Raw genomic sequence first — 19120 nt, forward strand, 5'->3', positions numbered from 1 at the left:
ATTTATTTAGATTGGACACGCTTAACTACTGGAGGCTTAACCTTCTTGAGGATACGGTAGCCGCAGATGATGCATTTAGTTTCTCCGCCACGGAGCTCAAGCTCTTCAGAGGGCACACGTGAGCCGCATCTCATGCACTCATAAACAATTCCTGACTTTTCCATGCGTAAACGCCTGTTCCTACAAAGAAAAAGCATTTTACTTTTAAACATTTCCAATACATTAATACAATGAGGATATGCAGTTGAGAGTTCGCCTCAAAGAAAAACTCGCCGGCGCCCTTCCGCCACAACAACTAAACAAAATCTACAGCGCATTTGACATCATAGGCGACATAGCCGTCATCAAAACCGTCGACGGCGACCCCCAAAACGCACAGGCAGCCGCAAAGCAGATAATGGCGACGCATAAAGGCATAAAAACCGTGCTTCTCCAAACCGGCGCCGTCGGGGGCAGCCACCGCACCCGGAAACTGGTGGTTCTGGCAGGCGAAGACAAAACCGTCACCCGCTACAAGGAAGCAGGCTGCGTATTTTCCGTTGACCTCGACAAATGCTATTTTTCTCCACGACTTAGCCATGAGCGGCTGCGCATCGCCAGCCAAGTTTCACCCAGAGAAACCGTCGTTAACATGTTTGCGGGCGTGGGCTGCTTTAGCATAATCATCGCTAAATCCTCGCCGCAGACCAAAGTTTACTCGATAGACCTTAACCCCGCCGCCTACCAATCTATGGTTGAGAACGTACGGGTTAACCGCGTCTACAGCCGAGTTATCCCCATGCTGGGTGACGCTAAACAGATCGCGGAGGGGACGCTTCGGGGGGTTGCTGACCGCGTGTTGATGCCGCTGCCGGAGCTGGCGCTGGAGTATCTGCCGGCTGCTGTGGCGGCGCTTAAGCGGGAAGGCGGCTGGATTCACCTCTACCACTTTGAGCATGCAGTTGGCGATGAGGACCCCGCCGAGAAAACCGAACGTAAAGTCGCCGCAAAACTCTGCGAGTTGGGGGTGCATTACATGTTTGCGTGTTCCCGGGTGATTCGCAGCACCGGACCTAACTGGTACCAGACAGTGCTGGATATCCAAGTAGCCGAGTTGCCAAGCAAGTTTTAATAAGCCAAGCCTCACCTAATCTTTACAGTGTGGAATCTCAATGAAGCGTAAACTGATGGAAATCCTCGCATGCCCAATCGACCACCATGACCCGCTTGAACTGCATGTTTTTGAGGAGAAAGACGAAATCGTGGAGGGACTTATCGTGTGCCCCAAATGCAACCGCTGGTACCCTATTCGCGATGAAATCCCCGAGATGCTCCCCGACGAGCTACGCAAAGAATCCGAGGATCTGCCCTTCCTCAAAAAATGGAAAGCTCAGGTGCCAGAGAAGATTCTATCAGAAGGCAAACCCTTCAACCTCAAATAAACCTAGTTTTTCAGTTGCACCGCAGCGTTTTTAGCAGATGACTGCATGGCGGCAGTGGCGATTTCCAGCGCCTTCACGCCGTCCTCGCCGGTCACGATGGGCTTCTCTTTTTTGGTTATGCAATCCACGAAGTGCTGCAGTTCTGCTTTGAGGGGCTCTTGGAAGGGCAGTCGGGGCTGGACAGTTTGGGTTTTCTCTTCAATGTAGAGTTCCTGAGTGTTATAGTCAAGCCGCATGATGGCTTCGGTGCCGGTTGCGATGAGTGTTCGGGTTTTGTAGGGCGTGAGCCAGTTGGATTCGATAAACGCGGTTTCGCCGTCAGCATAGGTCAGCATGATTTGGGCGTAGTCCTCAAATTTCTGGATACGCTTACTGCCCATCTTGGCATAGACGCTAATGGGGTCCTGCCGCGAAATAAAACGCATCACGTCTATGTCATGGATAGCGGTGTCTTTGACGACTCCGACGTCGCCGATGCGTTCAGGCCACTGCGAAACACGCTTAGCGGTAACGCTGACTAAGTCCCCGATTTTTTTGTTCTCAACCGACTGGCGAATAAGCTGCAATCCGGGGATAAAGCGCATCAGAAAACCCACCGTTAAATGCAAGCCGTTTTCCTCTGCAGTTTTAACAAGCTGGCGTGCCTGCTCGGGGGTAGTGGACATGGGCTTTTCCACAAGTACGTGCCTGCCTGCGTTGAGGGCTTTTGTGGCTTCCTGAAACAGAATCGTTGACCACGTGCAGACGTTAACGGCTTGGATTTGGCTGTCTTTAAGCATCTCTGCGCTGTCACTGTAGGCTTTGCAGCCATACTGCATCGCCATCGCCTTAGCCCGATCCATGTTAACGTCGCATACCGCAACAAGTTCAGTGGAGGCAAGCTCCTTGTAGACTCGGGCATGGTTTCTGCCCCATTGCCCCGTCCCGATAACTGCTACACCAAGTTTATTCATTTCTTTTCCACTCTTCTTCCCAGCCCAGCGTATATGAATCCTTCTGTTTCCACGTGGGCAGGCTCAAACTTGCCTACCAAATCCACCATAACCGACGGTGACTTCATCAGCACCTTGATTTTTTTGAGATTCAAGCGTCCAAGCTGATCAGGATTAGATAGCAGCACAATACAGTCGGTGCCCTCCACTGTCTCGTTGAGGCTGCGTTTCACCACCCGCGCATCCAGCGGCTCTCTGCGGGCTGCTGGATCGTAGAGGCTGACTTTGGCGCCCTTCTGCTCCAGCATCTTAACGTAGGCTGCAGTAGCAGACTTAGGGCTTGCAGAACCCAAAACCGCAACTTTGCCCCGCCGAAGCGTTTTGTCGCCGCATCGCAGAGCATCCGCCGTCAAATTCACCGCGTGCTTAATCATGTCCTCGTTTATTTGACGCGCCAACGCGGGTAGCTTGACTTTGGCGTTTAGGTTCTCGGCGGCTTCCAGCAGCAGATGCGCCTGTGCACAGTTGTCTTCGGCGACTGCAGGGTAGAAGTCTGGGTGGTCTTGGCTTAGGAGGTTAAGCACCGAAAAGCAGTCGACGTTGGCGCTCTCACAGAACATCGCCATCTCATTGGCTAACGCTATGTCCGTGTCCTGCTTTGCTAGCCTGAAAAGCACAGCTACTTCGGCGGCTTTGACATCGCCGGTTTCCGTGACGTTCGCCGTTAATGTTTTAAGGAGTGCCGTGGCGGAGGCAAGGCTGTTTTTGTCAGCGGCAGCAACCTGAAGCGCCATATTCACGGAGGTGGAGGTGAGGGGGCTGTAGGCTAAGCCGAATTGTTCCCCAGCTTTCAATCCCGAGGTGTTCTCCAGCGTCTCCTTTATGGCGCCCTCCATGAAGCCCAAAGCTGCCACGCCGCCGTAAACAACCAATGAACCCTGCTGCAACGCGGAGCCGACTTGCTTACATGTGCCCACTAACCCGTTGTCGCCGTTGATTTTCTGCTCATCCACGACTCCGTTGATGGCGACCACAACTACGTCGCATTGGGAAACTGCCTTTTTGAGGTCTCCTTCAGCGCAGATTCTTTCGGCTGTAACGTGGCTTTTGAGTTTGGCTTCCATTTCAGGGGCAGCAAAGGAGGCTTTGCCCTTGGCCAGCTTCTTAACTACGCTGGCGTCCGCGTCAGTGCAGATTACCCTAAAGCCTGCATCCGCAAAAGCGTTAGCATAAAAGATGCCTTTGTGCCCGCAGCCGACGACGGCAACACTGATTTTTGAGCGTTTCTCAGTGGAGTCCAAATCTTGGGGTTTTAGCTGCAAAGCTGGGGGCACAATGGTTCCTCAGGCTGAAATCTCACCTATAGGGTTGCTAGGAGTTTTTCAAGCCGTGAAGTGTAGTCCCTAACTAGCTTTAATGCTTTTTCTTGGTCTTTAGCTTCAGCGTAGAGTCTAAAGACGGGTTCGGTGCCGCTTGGGCGAATCAGAATTGCGCTGCTGTCGGCAAACCAGATTTTGACGCCGTCGATGGTGCTGATGTTCTCGCCTTTGACCTGCTCAGTAATCGCTGCTAGCAACGGCTCTTTTTTGTCGTCGGAACATTCGATTTTGCCCTTCTCGATGAAGTACTGCGGCTCCTCTGCAACGAGTTCACCCAGGGATTTTCCTGTATCAGCCATTATGTTGAGCAGCAGCGCAGTGGTCATGGCGCCGTCTCGGACTGCTTGGTGAGGCCGATAGAAGATGCCGCCGTTTTCTTCGCCGCCTAGATTGGCGTCTTCAGCCTTCATAGTCTGGGAAACGGTGACGCTGCCCACTTTGGTCCAGATGAGCTGTCCCTTGTAGGCTTCAACGGTGTCTTTGATGAGGGTGGAGCTGGAGACGGGCGTGACGATTTTGGCTCCAGGATGCTTTAGCAGGTACTGTTTTATGACGACGGCGAATGTTTTATCGCCCCAGTAGATGACGCCGTTGCCGTCGCAGAAAATTGAGCGGTCAGCGTCGCCGTCGAAAGCCACAGCCATATCTGCGCCGACGGCTTTGACGGTGGCTGCCATGTCGCCGAGGCTTTCCGGTCGAGGCTCGGGGAGACGCCCGGGGAAGGTGCCGTCGATGTTGGCGTTTATGGTGGTGACTTTGCATCCGAGTTCACGCAGCAATATCGGCAGAGCGATGCCTCCGACGCTGTTGGCAGCGTCCACAACAACATGGAAATGTTTAGAGGCGATTTTGGCGACGTCCACATGTTTTTTCATGGCGTCTTTGTATTCGTCGTTGATCCCCGGCAACTCATGTTTTGCTCCGAGGTGATCCCATGGAGCATAGATGATTTTGTTGTCGAAGTAGATGCCTTCGATTTCTGTTTCCTGCTCGTGGCTGGTTTCGATGCCGTCGCTCCAGATGACCTTGATGCCGTTGTATTCGGGGGGGTTATGTGAAGCTGTGATGATGACTCCACCGTCCATGCTGTGATTTTTGACGGCGAACTGCAGCGCAGGCGTAGATGCCATACCTGCAAAGTAAACCTCGATGCCCGTCGAAATCAAACCTGAGATGACGGCTTGGGAGAACAGGGAGCCGCTGGTTCTTGCGTCATGCCCCAGCAGCAGTCGCTTGCCTTTTCCGAAGAATGTTCCGATGGATGCCCCGATTTTAATTGCCATTTCAGGCGTCAACTCAACATTGACTAGCCCGCGAACCCCGTTTGTTCCGAAAAGCTTTCGTGCGCTCATAAATCTCAACTCTATATCTGTTAACAGTCAAGTTTGGGTTTTAAAATGTTTTCAGAGATAACTTTGGCTGGACACACCGCTGAGCCGTCACATAGATGTAGCGCATCGCTGATTTTAGCTAAGTCGCCTACGATGCAGCCTTTGCCGAGTTTGACGTGCCCACCGATTTTGGCTCCCTCACCCACTATGGCGCCGTTTAAGATAACGTCGTCGCCGATTTCCGCGTCGGGAAACACCACCGAATTGGCGATTTGGACGTTTCTGCCGACCTTGACGTTTCTGCCTACAACCGCATATGGTCCAATAACGCAGTTCTCGCTGATGCGTACCCCACTGTCAAGTGCCACGGGCTTTTTCACTTCATACCCTCTGGCGCGCGGTTGGCGTAGCTGAATTGCGGTTTGGTCGAGCACCGTCATGTTTGCTTGCAGGTACTCCTGGGGCTTGCCGATATCCATCCAGAGCCCCTCCATGCAGAAGCCATTAAGGCGCCCCTCCGCTGCGAGCACGGGGAAGACTTCCCGCTCAATCGAGACGGCTTTGCCCTCGGGTATGTAGCGGAAGATTTCGGGGCTAAGCACGTAGGCGCCTGCGTTGATGAGGTTGCTGGGGGCGGCGCCCTTGGGGGGTTTTTCGATGAAGCGGCGGATGCAGTTTCCATCGCAGAGTTCGGCGACGCCGAAAGCCGAGGGGTCTTCTACGGTGCAGAGCGCGATGGTGGCGAGGGCGTTTGATTTTTTGTGGTTTTCAATGAGTTGTCTGTAGTTGATGTCGGCGAATATGTCTCCGTTTAATGCGATGAAGGGTTCGTCGTGGCCGATGAGGCGCTCGGCTTTTTTGATGGGTCCGGCGGTTCCCAGCGGCTTCTTGGGCGGGTCGATGGAGAAGCGGACTTTTAAGCCGCTTTTGGAGGGTTTATGTTGGCGGATGTAGAATTGGGTCAGGGCGTTGACGGCGAGGATGGCTTCGTCTACACCGCCTTGGGAGAGCCGCTCGAAAATCCACTGTAGCAGCGGCTTGTTAACTATGGGGAAGAGGGTTTTGGGTCTTGCACAGCTCAGGGGTCTTAGCCGTGTGGCGAATCCGCCTGCTAGAATCAGAGCCTTCACAGAGTCACCTTGCGTAGTATATCTTCAGTTGGGCTTATTTTTAAATAAACCGCTAACTGCAAAGCGATAAAACCCATTTTAGGGTATGGGCGATAATCTATACAGCAACCCAGAGCAACAATAGACCCCCGAAGTTCTATGATGACCGCGTAAAAAGTCACGTGGGTATACCGAAATAGAGAGCTAGCGCAAAAAAAGAGAATAGCGAAAATAAGGCTTCACAAACAAACACCCGAAGTTAATTTGGAAAAACGTCTCTGCCATCGCTTTGACAAATTATAGGGTGTGTGTCAAAGTGTCAGATAGCAACAAAACTTAAATTGGCAATAGTATATACTCTTTTTCCGCGGCTGGGAGGCTCGCCTATTGCGGGTCGTTACGAGATAATCTCTCGTACTCGGTCGCCTTGTAATAACACGGGCGGAGAGGGGAACAAGAAGTGTATTTTCTTTACATAGATGAATCTGGCTCCCCAAACGGATGGGCAACCCAAAATCATTTTGTTTTAGGCGGTGTGGCTATTCATGAAGGGCAAGTAGCAGGGTTAGCAAGCAAATTAGATGAAATTCAAACTAAATATTTTGGTGAATTAAAAGTACCTATTGAATTTCATGCGGGTGACATCAAGACAGGAAATAAAAGATGGAGAGGAATCCTTGAAAAGACAAGGGGAGAAATAATGAATGATGTCTATGAAGTAGTAGCAAATGCCCCTTTTCCCACATTAGTAGCTTTTGGAAACGCATTGCATATAAGCAAGGCAGAGACCGGAGAATCCATTAATTTAAAAATAACTTTCCAAGATGTTTGTCTTAGTTTTAATCAATTCTTAACGAAAATGCATAAGGCAGGCAATACTAACAAAGGGTTATTAATAATTGATGATGCACATAAAAGCCAATTTCGAGACTTAATTTATGTTTTTCGAAAAGAAGGCGTTGAAGGAAGACCAATTCATAATATCGTTGACATTCCCTACTTTTCAGCCAGTCAAGATACTCGTATGCTTCAGCTAGCCGATTTTTGTGTTTATGCTCTTTACCAGTATTATGAAAAAAATAATGAAAAATACCTAGAAAAAATTCTAAATAAGTTCAATTGGAGAGATTCATTACATTCAGACGGAGTTAAACACTTGATAAAAAAACTTGATTGCACATGTATAGCTTGTTCGGCTAAACGTGAAATGCGCAATCAAAGATTCTTACACCTTGATCAAGATAACGCCATCGAACCACTTGGCGATAACCGCTAAAAAAAATTCGATCGTTCTCTATAAGACTGTTTCAGTAACGGTAAATCCGATGCTTAGAACTCAGATAGTCAACACGCAAAATTCCGTTTTTCCCCTTAGGCTGCTTGGCTGATCGAAACAGACAAAATTACATGAAAAGCAAAACAGACAAAAATTCCCATAACCAAATTGGCGCCTATAAATAGAGGGGGGGCTATCTTGGCAGAGCAACAGAACTCGGGTTTACATTTTCTCTGGCGCAGTCACGCCGATGAGGTTAAGCGTGTTTTTCATGACGGTCTGGATGGCTTTTGTCAGAGCGAGGCGTGCATCGATTAGTCCCTGCGAATCGGCTTTTAGCACGGGGTGGGCGTTGTAGAAGGTGTTGAATTTGTCTGCCAACGCGTTGGCGTAGTCGGCGATCATGTTTGGTTTGAGGTACTCGGTGGCTTCAATGAACATGTCGGGGAAGCCGGCGAGGTTAAGGATAAGCTCTTTTTCTAGGCGTTCAGAGAGCAGGCTGTAGTCGGGGTTTTGGGGTTGCCGCCCAGCCTTGCGTAGGATGCTGCAGGCTCGGGCATGCGTGTACTGCACGTAGGGGGCGCTGTTGGTTTCGAAGTTTAACACGCGTTCCCAGGTGAACATCACGGGTTTGCCTGAATCCACATCCAAAAGTGCATAACGCACTGCACCTAACCCCACAAAGTCTGCGATGACATGTTTTTCGTCTTCGCTGAGCATGGGGCTGCGTTTGGTGACTTCCTGGTATGCGCGTCTTACGGCTTCGTCGAGGACTTCATCGAAGGTTATGTAGTGTCCTCTTCGGCTGCTCATCTTGTAGCCTGGAAGCGTAACGAGGTTGTATGCGAAATGCACCAAATTATCTGCCTGCACACTAAAGCCCATAGCGTAGAGCGCTAGTTTTAGCTGCAGCTGCGCCAGCGACTGCTCCATACCGATGACGTTGACGACTTTTTCGGCGTGGCGGAACTTCCAGATGGTGTAGGCAATATCGCGGGTTGTGTAGAGGGTGGTGCCGTCTGCGCGGACCAGCGTAAGCGGGGGAACCTCGTTGTTCTCGCTTAGGCCCAGCTTGGATTTAAGATCCAGTGCCTGAACGGTTTTGTTTGCGTCAAACTGGAGCACACCCTTCTCGTTGAATATGAACGGTGTTGCCTTAAGCCTTGCCATTACCTCGCTGACCTGCGGGGTCCACACGAAATCGCTTTCCCAATCCCACGAATCATACTTGACGCCAACACGTCCCATGGTCTGGCGGAAGCCGTCTAGGCAGAGGTCGCTGACTTCGCGGATAAGCTGCTTAGCCTCTGGTGCTCCGTCTTCGTAGCTGCGGTTGAGGCGGCTGATTTCTTCTTCGGGGTTTTGGTCTTGGCTGATTTTGGAGAGCAACGCCTCGAAGAGGACAGGGTATTTTTCTTGGAGTTCAGCTGCGATGGCTACCCATTCGTCGAGTTCCCGGTTTGTTTTAGCTAAATCATCTGGATTCTGGGCTATGCTGCGGAGCCGTTTAAGGCGGTTGATTTCCACGATGCATGCGGTAACCGTGTAGATCTTGCCCACAAAAAGATCCGGTTTCTCGGTGGGTTTGGGTCTGCCCAGCTTCTGGTAGCCATATGCCACTACGCTGCTTTGGCGTCCTACATCATCGATGTAGTAGTGACGTGAAACAGCGTGTCCACGCAGCTGCAGAATACGTGCAAGTGCGTCGCCAAGCATGGGGTTGCGGGCTTGCCCAATATGAATAGGATGCAGGGGGTTAACACTGGTGTGCTCCACGATGATGCGCTTGGGCGAGGGGGTTTTTACGAAGCCAAAGTCAGCGCCCAACTGCTCAACAGAATCCAAAGTAAGAGAAGCGAACTTGCCGAAGTTCAAATGGAAATTGATGTAGCCGCCACCAGCAGGCGCTACCTTCTCCACGAGGTTAAAGCCGGATGGGTCGATGGCTGCGACTAGATGCTCAGCCAGGGGCAGGGGTTTCTGGTTGAGTTTCTTTGCCAACTCAAAGCACAGTGAGGTGGCGAGTTGCCCATAGTCGAGGTTGGGGGTTTTTTTAAGTGTTATTTGGGGCGGCTTGATTTCAGGCAGCGTTTTGTTGATGGCGTCTTGTAGGAGGGTTTGGCATTCTTGGCGGAATAGCTCGAAGGGGTTTTGGGCAATCATGGTTTTCCACTTGTTTGGCACTTTAGGCTTATATTTTAAATGCGACGCCACATTTATGTGTCTGCTGGATGCAACCGATGAAGACCACGATCGTGTACTCCGAAAAATGTTTAGCTTATGGAACTTGGCATATTGAGGGGCCTCAAAGAGTGAAAGTTGCCCATGACATCCTGCAGGAGAAGGGCTACGAGTTTGTGGAGCCACCCCCTGCCACCGAAGACCAGTTGCTCTCGGTTCATGACATGGAGTATCTGTGGAACCTCAAAAAGGGGATGGTGGAGGATTCCGATACGCCAGCTTACGATAAAATCTTTGATTACGCCAGCTTATCGGTTGGCGGGGCTTTGCTGGCAAGCAAAATCGGAGGCTTCGCCCTTACACGTCCACCGGGACACCATGCGGGCAGGTATGGAGCTGCCTTGGGCGCTTACACCCGTGGCTTCTGCTACCTAAACAACGTTGCCGTCGCCGTTAAGGAGCTGGGCAAGAAAGCGTTGATTTTAGACATCGATGGACACCATGGCAACGGCACCCAAGAAATCTTTCTAGGGGACTCCGATGTAGCCTATGTTTCGCTGCATCAGTCACCCAACTACCCTGGAACCGGCATCACCATAGAGCAGAACTGCATCAATTTTCCTCTTCCGGCGACTGCAGGGGGCAAACTTTACCTTGAAACATTGGATAAGGCGCTGGGTTTGGTTGATGTGGGCAAGTTTGAGGTTGTGGCGGTTTCGGTGGGGTTTGACACGCACAGCGGCGACTTGGCAACTCTGGGGCTTTTGGGGCAGGACTTCTATGATATAGGCAAAAGAATAGCTTCGCTTGGGCTGCCTGCGTTTTGGGTTCTGGAAGGCGGCTACAACGGGCAAAACGTCGGGTTAGACGCGGATTTACTGATTAGGGGTTATGAAGAAAACCGTTAACCCAAAAGGAGAGTGAGGTTTATTCCTCAGCTTCTTTCTCGGCTCTTTTAGCCATAGCTTTGGTGTTGAGGGCTTCGAGTTTCTCAGAGATTTTCTCCGAGCGCTTCTCTGCACTTGCCAGCAGCGGCTTCCAGTCCTTGTTTTCGACTGTTTTGAGGAGTTTCTCGCTTCGCTCAGGCAGCTTTGCTAAGGCGTCGTTGAAGCGTTTCTCGGCTTCCTCGTCGGTTGAAACGATTTCCAAGGCTTCCTCGGGGCAGGATTCGATGCATTTAGGTTCGCCTTCGCAGAGGTTACATGCGATGGCTTTGCCTGTTTCCGCGTGGAGCGCGATGCCGCCATGTGGGCAAGCTTGAATGCACCAGTCGCAGCCTTTGCATTTCTTTTCGTCGATGATGAGGAGGTTGTTAACTGCGGATTGGGTGATGGCGCTTTCGGGGCATGCTTTAACGCATCGTGCATCAATGCATCCTCGACATGTTAATGCGAAATTGAAAACTGGTGACATGCGGACAACGCGGATTCTGCTGCGAATCGGGTTCCAGATGCCTTCGCCTTTCTCAACGGTGCAGGCGTACTCGCAGATGCCGCAGCCGATGCATTTGCTGGGGTCAACTGAAACGAATTTTCTGGGAGGATTTTTAGCCGACATTGGTAACCAAACCTTTGGTGTTAAAGTAACACTGTGCAGCATTTGCTTTTATGCGTTACTTAAAAAAATGGTTGTTTTTATGGAAAACCCATGCTAGATCACGGAAAAATATGGTTTGGCTGGGCTTGGCTGCATTTGGGCTCTGTTGTGCGTGTTCTTCTCTACCCCCCCTCTATTTATAGGCTAGGCGTCTGCATGGGTTTTGTTTGGGGGTTTGGGTGGGTGTTGGTTTTGTGTTTGTTTGGCTGTTTGTTTGTTGGGTTTTTGGTTGGGGTTTTGTGGGGTTGCCGCGGGGCTTCGGTAATTCTTAATTAGCGGCTAAAAGTTAGGGATAATTATTGTAAAACCCTTCCACCGCTCACAAGCACACGTTAAATAGTCCTGTCCTAAATAATCAGGATAGTATGGTGCAGCAACAATGGATTTGTTGAAACCTAATGTTAAAAAGATGACTGAAAATAGAAATGTTGACGGTTTGGTTAAGGCTCTGCTGAATAAAGATTTTCTTATACGAATAGCAGCCGTAGAAGCTCTCGGCAAAATAAAAGCCCCCCAAGCAGTGAAACCATTAATTGAATTATTAAGCGACGAAGATAGTTCTGTAAGATACGCAGCCGTCAGAGCTTTAAGTGAGATTGGTGACAAGAGTGCTGCATACGCCATTTTCGAAAAGGCTGACTATAGCTATGACAAATTTCTCACTCTTGCCTTGATGGGAGATACAAGGGCATTATGCGGATTGGAGTTGCTGCTCGAAGAGATTTTCCCAGACCCACGTGTCGTTTACAGTAAGAGCCCGACTACAAGAGAAACTGCAGCAATATTGGCCAATATAGGTGAGCCCGCAGTTGATGCGCTCATTTCTTTTTTACAAAAAGATGCCCCAGCCTGGTATCCTCGTAACCCCGCCAGGTTTGTAGGACTTGGCAATCCACCCAATTCAGTTGATATGATGCGGTTTGTAATAGAAGTACTGGGATATTTAAAGAACCAAAAAGCTGTTAAGCCATTGCTCGAGTTGGATTGGACGCATGATGCGCATCTATTTGATACTGCAGCTTGGTCACTTGGGGAAATCGGTTGCAGAGATGAGCACGTCATTCAACGATTACAAGCAAAACTAAAAGAGGAAGCTGCTCGCCCCTGGAAAGACAATAGGATAATAAGCATATTATCAGAAGCTTTATTGAAACTAGAAAAAAAACACAGTAAGCTTACACGGATAATTTTAACGGCTCTACGGTCAAGGCTTAAATTTCCTCCAACAAGTTTATATCAAAAATATGGAGAAATATCCATTACAGGTCTATTCTGCTAATAGTGTTACTAGAAAGTTTATAAATTCTCACCTTTATTAAAAGACAAAGAAGAGGCCAGAGAAGCATGATTGCGAATTTTGAAATTATAGGCAAATTAGCCGCAGCTTGCAAGGCAGGAAACAATAGAGAAATTGAAGAGATTCTTGACCGTGAACCTAATCTTGTAAATGCAAAGGACAGTTCTGGAAATATCGTACTTTTTCACTATGCTAGCCTTTATCGACAATTTGAAATTATTGACATTCTTATTCGAAGGGGGCTCAAAATCAACGATACAAACATTGTCATAGGTGGTGGTGATGATGTAGCAATGGCTGAATTTTTGATCTCCCGAGGTGCTGACATAAATAAAGGAAACCATTGTGGGGTTACTGCACTTCATAGTGCAGTACTTTGTCAAAACTCCTCGCTATTTGATTTCATCTTACAGCATGGAGCTAACGTCAATGTGCTGGATAAGGATGGTGCAACACCTTTGCATTACGCAGCAGCTAGAGGAGACAAGATTTTGGCTGAAAAGCTACTTTTAAAAGGCGCAAACATTAATGCGCGTCTAATGGCAAACAAGCATTTCTGGGGTGGAATAGTTCCAGAAAAAGGAGCTACGCCTTTAACTGTTGCTAAATTATATGGTGAAAATTCCACAGCTGATTTTCTACTTGAAAATGCTGGTATTGAATAACATGGAGCGCATACAAATTTTATTTTAAGAAAAATTTTAATTGATTCGTTTAGGTTTGGTTTCAATTCCAAACTCATATTCTTTTGAACTCCATTTGTGGTTTATGGAGGTCAACAGTTTCTTCACCTTTTACTCATAATTATCCCTAAGAATCCTAACATAATTCTTAAATAGTCTGTAAACATTGTAGTGTTTACAGGTATTGTCATGTCCACGCCCTGCAACGTCTCCTCACCCCTCAGTCAAAGCCAAAAAACCATCTGGGAACTCCTCGGCAAAGGCCTCAGCGTCACCACCATAGCCCAAAAACTCAAAACCACCCGCCAATACGTCAACCAAACCCGCCTCACCGCCCAAACCAAACTCGCCACCACCCTCCTCGAAGTCGCCCAAGTCAACGACCTCCAAGTCACCAAACTCCTCCCCCAACAAGCCATACTCCTCGGCTACCACCCCGGCCTCAAACGCAAAGCCATCATCACCTACACCACCAGCCACGGACTCAAAGTCTGGTACTGGCACGACAACCCCGAAGAAATCACCGACACCGCGTTCCTCAACCAAACCCGCCAATACCTCATCGACATAGCCCATGAAAGAGGCATAGAAATCCCCGATGCCGACAAGATTCACCCTGCCAAGCTGGCGCATCAAATCTTCAGCCAACTCATACCGGAGCTCAAAGCATGAATTGGGAAAGCGGCTACCAGCGGTACCTTCGAGGCTGGTTCCCTCAAGAACCCGCACTTCAGACCAAGGCAGTAACACGCATAGATAACGTCCCTTCACAGGAACGAAAAAACAAAAAACAGCTACTAATTTACACAGTTATTTTTGGTATTTTCTCGATTTTTAATGGAGTTACCTCTTTATATTCCAAGGATTACCCTATTGCAGCCTTTGACTTTTGTTGGGTCGCTATTTTATTCAGTCTTTGTTATGGCATTTACAGATACAACATAACTATTCGACTAAGATTTGCTGTAACAGCTGTGTTCATGTTTATAGGCGCTGCCGGCGTTTTTTTCAATGATGCACTTTTAGGCATTTTGCGTTTTTCAGGAATCATCGCATATCCTCTGCTAGGCACCAGTGTGGGCGTAGCAACCTTCGTTGGAGTGGTAGCTGTAATATTGATAATTTTTACCGTCACTACTTGGAAATTACAGAAAGAAAAGTTAATTTGGACTGTTCCCGATAATTTTCCGACCAAACGGCAACTACTCGCGCCCCTTGCCGCTATAGCAATCTTACCCGCCATCACATACCTTGTAATAACCTCGGGATTGCAGTATGAGTATGCCATTCCGATAGCTTTGATTACAATAGGCTTTCTGGTTCTTCGAGGATTAGACCGCTTCGCCAAAACCCTCCCCGCCATTTTGGCGCTTCTCTTTTGCATTATGTTCTTAGGTACAGCCGTTGCAGGCGCATTCACAGTCACCTACGTGCCCGAAAATCACTATATAACCACCACAGAGGCGCCTAACGTAAACGTTGTGAATTTAAATGTTAACACAAATCAAGCAGACATCCATGTCTACTTTACAGAAGACACCACCAAAATCTGTCAAGTATCCTTCATCAAACAATATGGACCAACCATAGTTAGCAGCCGAGCAGAATATCATCCAAACGGTACCTATGACAATGAACCAGCAAACAACTTCAACTATACCGTACAAGGCCAGCAATTACTGGTGTATGTAGATTGTTATAGCACACTGGTTAATGTCACGTTAAGTCAGAATTATAGTTATAACCTCAACCTCTTCTCGTATTTTGGCTGGATAACCGTTCACGACTCGTCAAGCATTCAAGCGGGAAATTACACGACTCAGTGGGGTCATGTAGAGAGGCTTCAAAACTAAAGGATGATGGGTATGAAGAAACCAACTTTGGAAAACCGAATCAGAGGATGGTTCCCTGCCACACCGACCTTACCAAAGCCACAAAAAAGCCTGCCAAGAATGCAGAATGCCCTGGCAGTGGTTAATCCGCTTCCGGCAGCCATGGAATCAAAATATCAACGCGATGCAGGCATAGTGATTGGCTTTGGCATAGGATTGATCGCTTTGGGTTTTGGGGCAGCATTAATTTCAAGTATAAATTACAGCCATTTTGCGGAAGCGTTAAGTTGGCAGGGCATCGTTATAGACAACCGCCTTTTCAGAGATTTACTTGACAATATTGCGCTCTTTTTATCGATGGGCGTTGGCGGCATACTTATGGCAGTTATGGGCGCAGTATCGATAAAAAGCCAAAGATTCAGAAACTCGATGGCTGAAGGAATGATGCGGAAGAATTTTGTGGGAAATTTCCTCTTCGGCTGCGGCTTTGGCGTGATTGCAATTTCCTTCCGATTCCTATTCCTCTACCTGCTGGCTCCAACCGACCTCAGCCTCAACTATGACTATTTGCAACTGAAGATGTTCGGCGGCTTCTTCGCGGTCGGACTTACAATGTTTACAGTTGGAATACTTTCTTGGAGGAGAAAAAAGTGAAAACACGAGAAACCTTAAGAAACCGAATCAGAGGCTGGTTCCCACAAGAGCCTAAAATAAAAAACTCAACGTTTGCTATTAGCGATAGCTTACCTAAAATGCAGGCAATACCGCCCCAGAGATACAAAGCTTTTTCCCTAAACCGCGATTCAATATTTTTCATTTTATTGTTAGGGATGCCGCTGCTAAATTGTTTATTTTACCTGCCTTTCTCTAATTTTGTTGGCTTAATTCTTTTTGGCGCAGTTATAGGAACATTTCTCGCAATAGTGCCCGCATATAGGGAACTGCAAACGCTATTTAAAACTGGCTCTTCAAATGTTAAACTCTCGACAACGACATTTATTGTCTTTGCTCTTAGCGGTTTGTGTTTGATAATAGGGAACTGGATAGTTAACTTCCCCCAAGTTGCTACGTTAACATATTCAATGATGGCCTTCTTTGTTTCGAGTTTATTATCCGCTGGGGCTGCACAAACGCTTCTTTTTCGTGCTTGGGAAAGAAAAAATAAATCAGAGCTTTGGCGAGGAGAGATTAAAAGCGGAGACTTTTGGCGGGGAAGATTCGTGCTTTATTCTATCCCAAAAACACGTACTGAACAAAACGAACAAAAAAGCCGGTTGAAGCCATGAAAAACAAAGAGCACAGTGGAAGGCAAATCAGAGGCTGGTTTCCAGCTGACCCCAAACTTAACGCAATCAAAGTAAACGTAGCGAAGCCTAGGCCAGCCATAAGGGGGCCTCCGACTGTTCGGGAACGGCTTGTAGGCGGATTAGGCGCGGCAGGCGGCTCCTTTACTGCGCTGGGGGTCATCATGAGTTTTGTTCCCGCATACCCAAATCAGGTGGCGGTTCTGCTGGTTGTTTTGGGGGTTCCGCTGTTGGCGGCGGCTTTTCTGGTGTGGCTCAGCTATCGGAGGGAAACAAGCCGATGAACGCCAAAAGAAGCCTCCAGACACGCATCAGGGGATGGTTCCCACAGGAACATGCTTCGCCCTCAAACCGAAAAATTGAGGCGGCACCCATGAGCAGAATCGGCGCTATCTCAGCCCGAACATTTGGCGGATTGGGAGTGGCCAGCCTATTGGCAGGGTTTGTTCTCTTGGCGGCTCCATACTTGCTGTTTCCGAATAGCTTTACCCCTAAAGCTAACTCTGGATGGGGATATGCCTCGCCCAGAACGCCAGAGGCATGGATAATTTTAGCAGGGGCAATTGCGCTGATTTTCATCTCAGTTCTCGCCTTCACGTTTTGTGGAGTCAAGCTTAAAACTCAGGGTTCAAAGTGGATGAAATACACACGCTGGGTTACGCCCGCTGAAGACTTTGGAGACCTCTTCAAAGCCACCGTTGCAGCTAACATTATGTTGGTCTGCGCCTTCTTAGGGTTCACATTATACACAGCCGCAACCGCCGGGTCACAGCCACTGTTTACCTCGGTGATCATTTTTACAGTTCTCATAGCACTCGTTAACCTGTTTTTCCATGAATACGGCAAGAAAAAAACCGCCGAAAAAAAGGAGACCTCAAAATGAACGCCAAAAGAAGTCTCCTAATGCGCATAAGAGGATGGTTCCCTCAGGAACCCAACTACAAACACCTCGCAAGTCCTGCCTCATTGCCCAAAACAAAAGCAGAGCCAGACAAGAAAGCCTTCAAAGTCGCGCAGATAGCCAACGGAATCATGGTGGCCGTGTTTTTGGGCACCGACTTGCTATTTATTCGCCCTGCCTACGACAGCTTGACAGTATCCGTTTTGCAGTGGAGCATATTTATTGCAACGTTGGTGTCCGTGAACGTGCTGATTTATCGTAACTATAAGCAGCGTCTGCTGCCGAAGGGATGGCGTTAAGATGGGGTTGCGGCGGCGTTCAGAAAAATTCTTCAGAGGATGGTTTCCCCAGGAGCCCGCTTTGCATAGAAATAGCTACCAAACGGTTCATGAAAAGAGGCAGCTACCTGTAACTCCGCCGGGGTCCAAAACAAGGGTAAAACAAGATAACTTCAGACTAACTGTTTTCTTAATTATTATTGATTTATTTTGGGGATGTTTCTTCTTTGGACTTGCCTTAGATTCCCCCGGTTGGATTTCCCTGTTTGCTGTCGGATGGATGATTGCAGGCATAATTTTGGGGGCAGGTTTAGGCGTATTATCCATTCGAAGAGTCATGAGAAAGTTGTTTGAAGACCACCGGTATCAAATGGATTTAAGGGGTTTTCTGCCATTTGTTCCCTTGACTATCTTTGCTATCTTTGCGGCTTATGCCGATGTCGTGTTCAATGAGGGCCCGACGATATCGCCGTCGCTAGCGTTTGTAGTTTCGGGTTTAGCCTTGATTACGGCAGCTGCAATTGCGAGATATGTTTTGTTTCCTGCTTTCGAGAAGAGGGAAAACATGCGTTTAATGATTGCTGGGTTTGGAGGCGGCATCGTCGCTGTTCCAAAAGAGAACCCGTTGATGACTGGCTGTGAAGCGGGTGACGGTGAATTAGGCAAAGAGGGTGGAGGCGCAGTTTGATGAAAAAGTTATCTTCTCGCATAAGAGGATGGTTCCCAGAGGAACCCACGTTGCCTACTCGGCTTAAACCGCTGGGGCATGTTCCCTATATGGCTTGGTGGCTGGCGGGGGGGATTGCAGGCGGAGCAGGCGCTTTAGGGTTGATGGTTGTCTTTGGAAACCTAACAGGAATCACGGGTGAATCCGCCGCCGCTTTTCTGTGGTATATTGAAACGGCTTCTTTTGCATGGTGCGTCGGCGCCGCTATCGCGGTTTACGGTTACCTTCGACATAGAAGGAGCCATGGAGAGGGGAGCTATGAAGGCAAGTGAGATGCTGGCTAACCGCATCAGAGGATGGTTCCCGCAGGAGCCCCGCTTGATATGCTCGGCGAACCTGCAAGGGCATGAAGCCAAGCAGCCGCCCCGGATAATTCCCTCCGATTACACGCTTAGCACAACAAAGTATGCGGTTGTATTGGCGGTTTTCAATGTGGTGCTCTTTGGCTTCATGTCTTTCTCCATAGGGCTTGAGCTTCGAGCTTCATTGGTGACTGCTGCTTGGGTAACCATGGGCGCAGCGGCGGGTCTTGTTTGCAGTTGGGCATTAACCACACGTCAGCTTGGCGTGCTTGCAAAAGAATACCATTACCGCTTTACCGCTAAAGAGCTGGTTTTGCTATTACTCATTGCAGCTATGCCGATCACGGGAGGTTTTGCCTGCTGGAGTATCTACGGCAGAGATTTATCGCCCTTTTTAGCCCTGCTTTACCCCTGGGTCGTTTCCTTCGCAATCACCCGACCCCTACTCTTGGCTGCTTTTGAACGGAAAAATGACATGCGTATAGTGCAGAGCACGTGGGGAACTGGGATGTATCTTATCCCGAAACCGCCCCAAGACAACATAAGCAGCCGTGCAGGTTGGAGGCGCTAA

The 19120-nt window shown here is 48.8% G+C and carries 23 protein-coding genes; 16 read left to right on the plus strand and 7 right to left on the minus strand.

Going from position 1 to position 19120, the window contains the following annotated elements:
* Positions 1–2: 2 nt before the first annotated feature.
* On the minus strand, positions 3–164 hold the full coding sequence (locus NWE93_08065) for a hypothetical protein (protein ID MCW4000180.1): 162 nt from the start codon (positions 162–164) through the stop codon (positions 3–5).
* A gap of 80 nt (positions 165–244) precedes the next feature.
* On the opposite strand from NWE93_08065, the gene NWE93_08070 reads away from it, so the two are divergent.
* On the plus strand, positions 245–1111 hold the full coding sequence (locus NWE93_08070) for a class I SAM-dependent methyltransferase family protein (GenBank protein ID MCW4000181.1): 867 nt from the start codon (positions 245–247) through the stop codon (positions 1109–1111).
* 40 nt (positions 1112–1151) lie between these two features.
* Positions 1152–1421, plus strand: a complete 270-nt coding sequence (locus NWE93_08075) for a Trm112 family protein (GenBank protein MCW4000182.1) — start codon at positions 1152–1154, stop codon at positions 1419–1421.
* 2 nt (positions 1422–1423) lie between these two features.
* Here the strand turns inward: NWE93_08075 and NWE93_08080 are convergent, their stop codons facing one another.
* Genes NWE93_08080 through NWE93_08095 form a run of 4 tightly spaced genes read right to left on the minus strand, consistent with a single transcriptional unit; the run spans position 1424 to position 6193 of the window.
* On the minus strand, positions 1424–2374 hold the full coding sequence (locus tag NWE93_08080; protein ID MCW4000183.1) for a Gfo/Idh/MocA family oxidoreductase: 951 nt from the start codon (positions 2372–2374) through the stop codon (positions 1424–1426).
* Positions 2371–3687 (minus strand): 3-hydroxyacyl-CoA dehydrogenase NAD-binding domain-containing protein, encoded by a 1317-nt coding sequence (locus tag NWE93_08085; protein MCW4000184.1) that lies wholly within the window; start codon positions 3685–3687, stop codon positions 2371–2373. Before NWE93_08085 ends, NWE93_08080 begins: the two co-directional genes overlap by 4 nt.
* A 26-nt stretch (positions 3688–3713) precedes the next feature.
* Positions 3714–5084, minus strand: a complete 1371-nt coding sequence (gene glmM / locus NWE93_08090; GenBank protein ID MCW4000185.1) for a phosphoglucosamine mutase — start codon at positions 5082–5084, stop codon at positions 3714–3716.
* A gap of 20 nt (positions 5085–5104) precedes the next feature.
* Positions 5105–6193: an NDP-sugar synthase gene (locus tag NWE93_08095; protein MCW4000186.1), complete on the minus strand. Its 1089-nt coding sequence runs from the start codon at positions 6191–6193 to the stop codon at positions 5105–5107.
* A gap of 439 nt (positions 6194–6632) precedes the next feature.
* Here NWE93_08095 and NWE93_08100 point away from each other — a divergent pair, with 439 nt between their 5' ends.
* Positions 6633–7448 (plus strand): DUF3800 domain-containing protein, encoded by an 816-nt coding sequence (locus tag NWE93_08100; GenBank protein ID MCW4000187.1) that lies wholly within the window; start codon positions 6633–6635, stop codon positions 7446–7448.
* 222 nt (positions 7449–7670) lie between these two features.
* On the opposite strand, the gene NWE93_08105 is transcribed toward NWE93_08100, so the two are convergent.
* Positions 7671–9611: an arginine--tRNA ligase gene (locus NWE93_08105; GenBank protein ID MCW4000188.1), complete on the minus strand. Its 1941-nt coding sequence runs from the start codon at positions 9609–9611 to the stop codon at positions 7671–7673.
* A 77-nt stretch (positions 9612–9688) separates the two neighbouring features.
* On the opposite strand from NWE93_08105, the gene NWE93_08110 reads away from it, so the two are divergent.
* Positions 9689–10537: a histone deacetylase gene (locus tag NWE93_08110; GenBank protein ID MCW4000189.1), complete on the plus strand. Its 849-nt coding sequence runs from the start codon at positions 9689–9691 to the stop codon at positions 10535–10537.
* Between the two features lie 19 nt (positions 10538–10556).
* Here the strand turns inward: NWE93_08110 and NWE93_08115 are convergent, their stop codons facing one another.
* Complete coding sequence (locus NWE93_08115) at positions 10557–11186, minus strand: 4Fe-4S dicluster domain-containing protein (GenBank protein MCW4000190.1); 630 nt, start codon at positions 11184–11186, stop codon at positions 10557–10559.
* A gap of 418 nt (positions 11187–11604) precedes the next feature.
* Here NWE93_08115 and NWE93_08120 point away from each other — a divergent pair, with 418 nt between their 5' ends.
* The 12 genes from NWE93_08120 to NWE93_08175 all read left to right on the plus strand — a co-directional run bounded on the left by NWE93_08120 (position 11605) and on the right by NWE93_08175 (position 19120).
* Positions 11605–12504 (plus strand): HEAT repeat domain-containing protein, encoded by a 900-nt coding sequence (locus tag NWE93_08120; protein ID MCW4000191.1) that lies wholly within the window; start codon positions 11605–11607, stop codon positions 12502–12504.
* Positions 12505–12569: 65 nt separating this feature from the next.
* Positions 12570–13187, plus strand: a complete 618-nt coding sequence (locus NWE93_08125; GenBank protein MCW4000192.1) for an ankyrin repeat domain-containing protein — start codon at positions 12570–12572, stop codon at positions 13185–13187.
* Between the two features lie 207 nt (positions 13188–13394).
* Positions 13395–13877: a hypothetical protein gene (locus NWE93_08130; protein ID MCW4000193.1), complete on the plus strand. Its 483-nt coding sequence runs from the start codon at positions 13395–13397 to the stop codon at positions 13875–13877.
* 308 nt (positions 13878–14185) lie between these two features.
* Complete coding sequence (locus NWE93_08135; GenBank protein ID MCW4000194.1) at positions 14186–15058, plus strand: hypothetical protein; 873 nt, start codon at positions 14186–14188, stop codon at positions 15056–15058.
* Positions 15059–15157: 99 nt separating this feature from the next.
* Positions 15158–15691 carry a hypothetical protein gene (locus tag NWE93_08140; GenBank protein ID MCW4000195.1) on the plus strand — a complete coding sequence of 178 codons (534 nt, stop codon included), beginning with the start codon at positions 15158–15160 and terminating at the stop codon, positions 15689–15691.
* Positions 15688–16323: a hypothetical protein gene (locus NWE93_08145; protein MCW4000196.1), complete on the plus strand. Its 636-nt coding sequence runs from the start codon at positions 15688–15690 to the stop codon at positions 16321–16323. The genes NWE93_08140 and NWE93_08145 overlap by 4 nt, the downstream gene beginning before the upstream one ends.
* Entirely contained in the window at positions 16320–16625 is a 306-nt protein-coding gene (locus NWE93_08150) for a hypothetical protein (protein ID MCW4000197.1), read from the plus strand. The genes NWE93_08145 and NWE93_08150 overlap by 4 nt, the downstream gene beginning before the upstream one ends.
* Positions 16622–17224 carry a hypothetical protein gene (locus NWE93_08155; protein MCW4000198.1) on the plus strand — a complete coding sequence of 201 codons (603 nt, stop codon included), beginning with the start codon at positions 16622–16624 and terminating at the stop codon, positions 17222–17224. The genes NWE93_08150 and NWE93_08155 overlap by 4 nt, the downstream gene beginning before the upstream one ends.
* The gene (locus tag NWE93_08160) at positions 17221–17541 is read left to right on the plus strand and encodes a hypothetical protein (GenBank protein MCW4000199.1); all 321 of its coding nucleotides are present in this window, start codon (positions 17221–17223) and stop codon (positions 17539–17541) included. Before NWE93_08155 ends, NWE93_08160 begins: the two co-directional genes overlap by 4 nt.
* A 61-nt stretch (positions 17542–17602) precedes the next feature.
* The gene (locus NWE93_08165; protein ID MCW4000200.1) at positions 17603–18208 is read left to right on the plus strand and encodes a hypothetical protein; all 606 of its coding nucleotides are present in this window, start codon (positions 17603–17605) and stop codon (positions 18206–18208) included.
* On the plus strand, positions 18208–18519 hold the full coding sequence (locus NWE93_08170) for a hypothetical protein (protein ID MCW4000201.1): 312 nt from the start codon (positions 18208–18210) through the stop codon (positions 18517–18519). The genes NWE93_08165 and NWE93_08170 overlap by 1 nt, the downstream gene beginning before the upstream one ends.
* Complete coding sequence (locus tag NWE93_08175) at positions 18506–19120, plus strand: hypothetical protein (protein MCW4000202.1); 615 nt, start codon at positions 18506–18508, stop codon at positions 19118–19120. Before NWE93_08170 ends, NWE93_08175 begins: the two co-directional genes overlap by 14 nt.

It is taken from the genome of Candidatus Bathyarchaeota archaeon, from assembly GCA_026014735.1.
Lineage (GTDB): Archaea > Thermoproteota > Bathyarchaeia > Bathyarchaeales > Bathycorpusculaceae > Bathycorpusculum.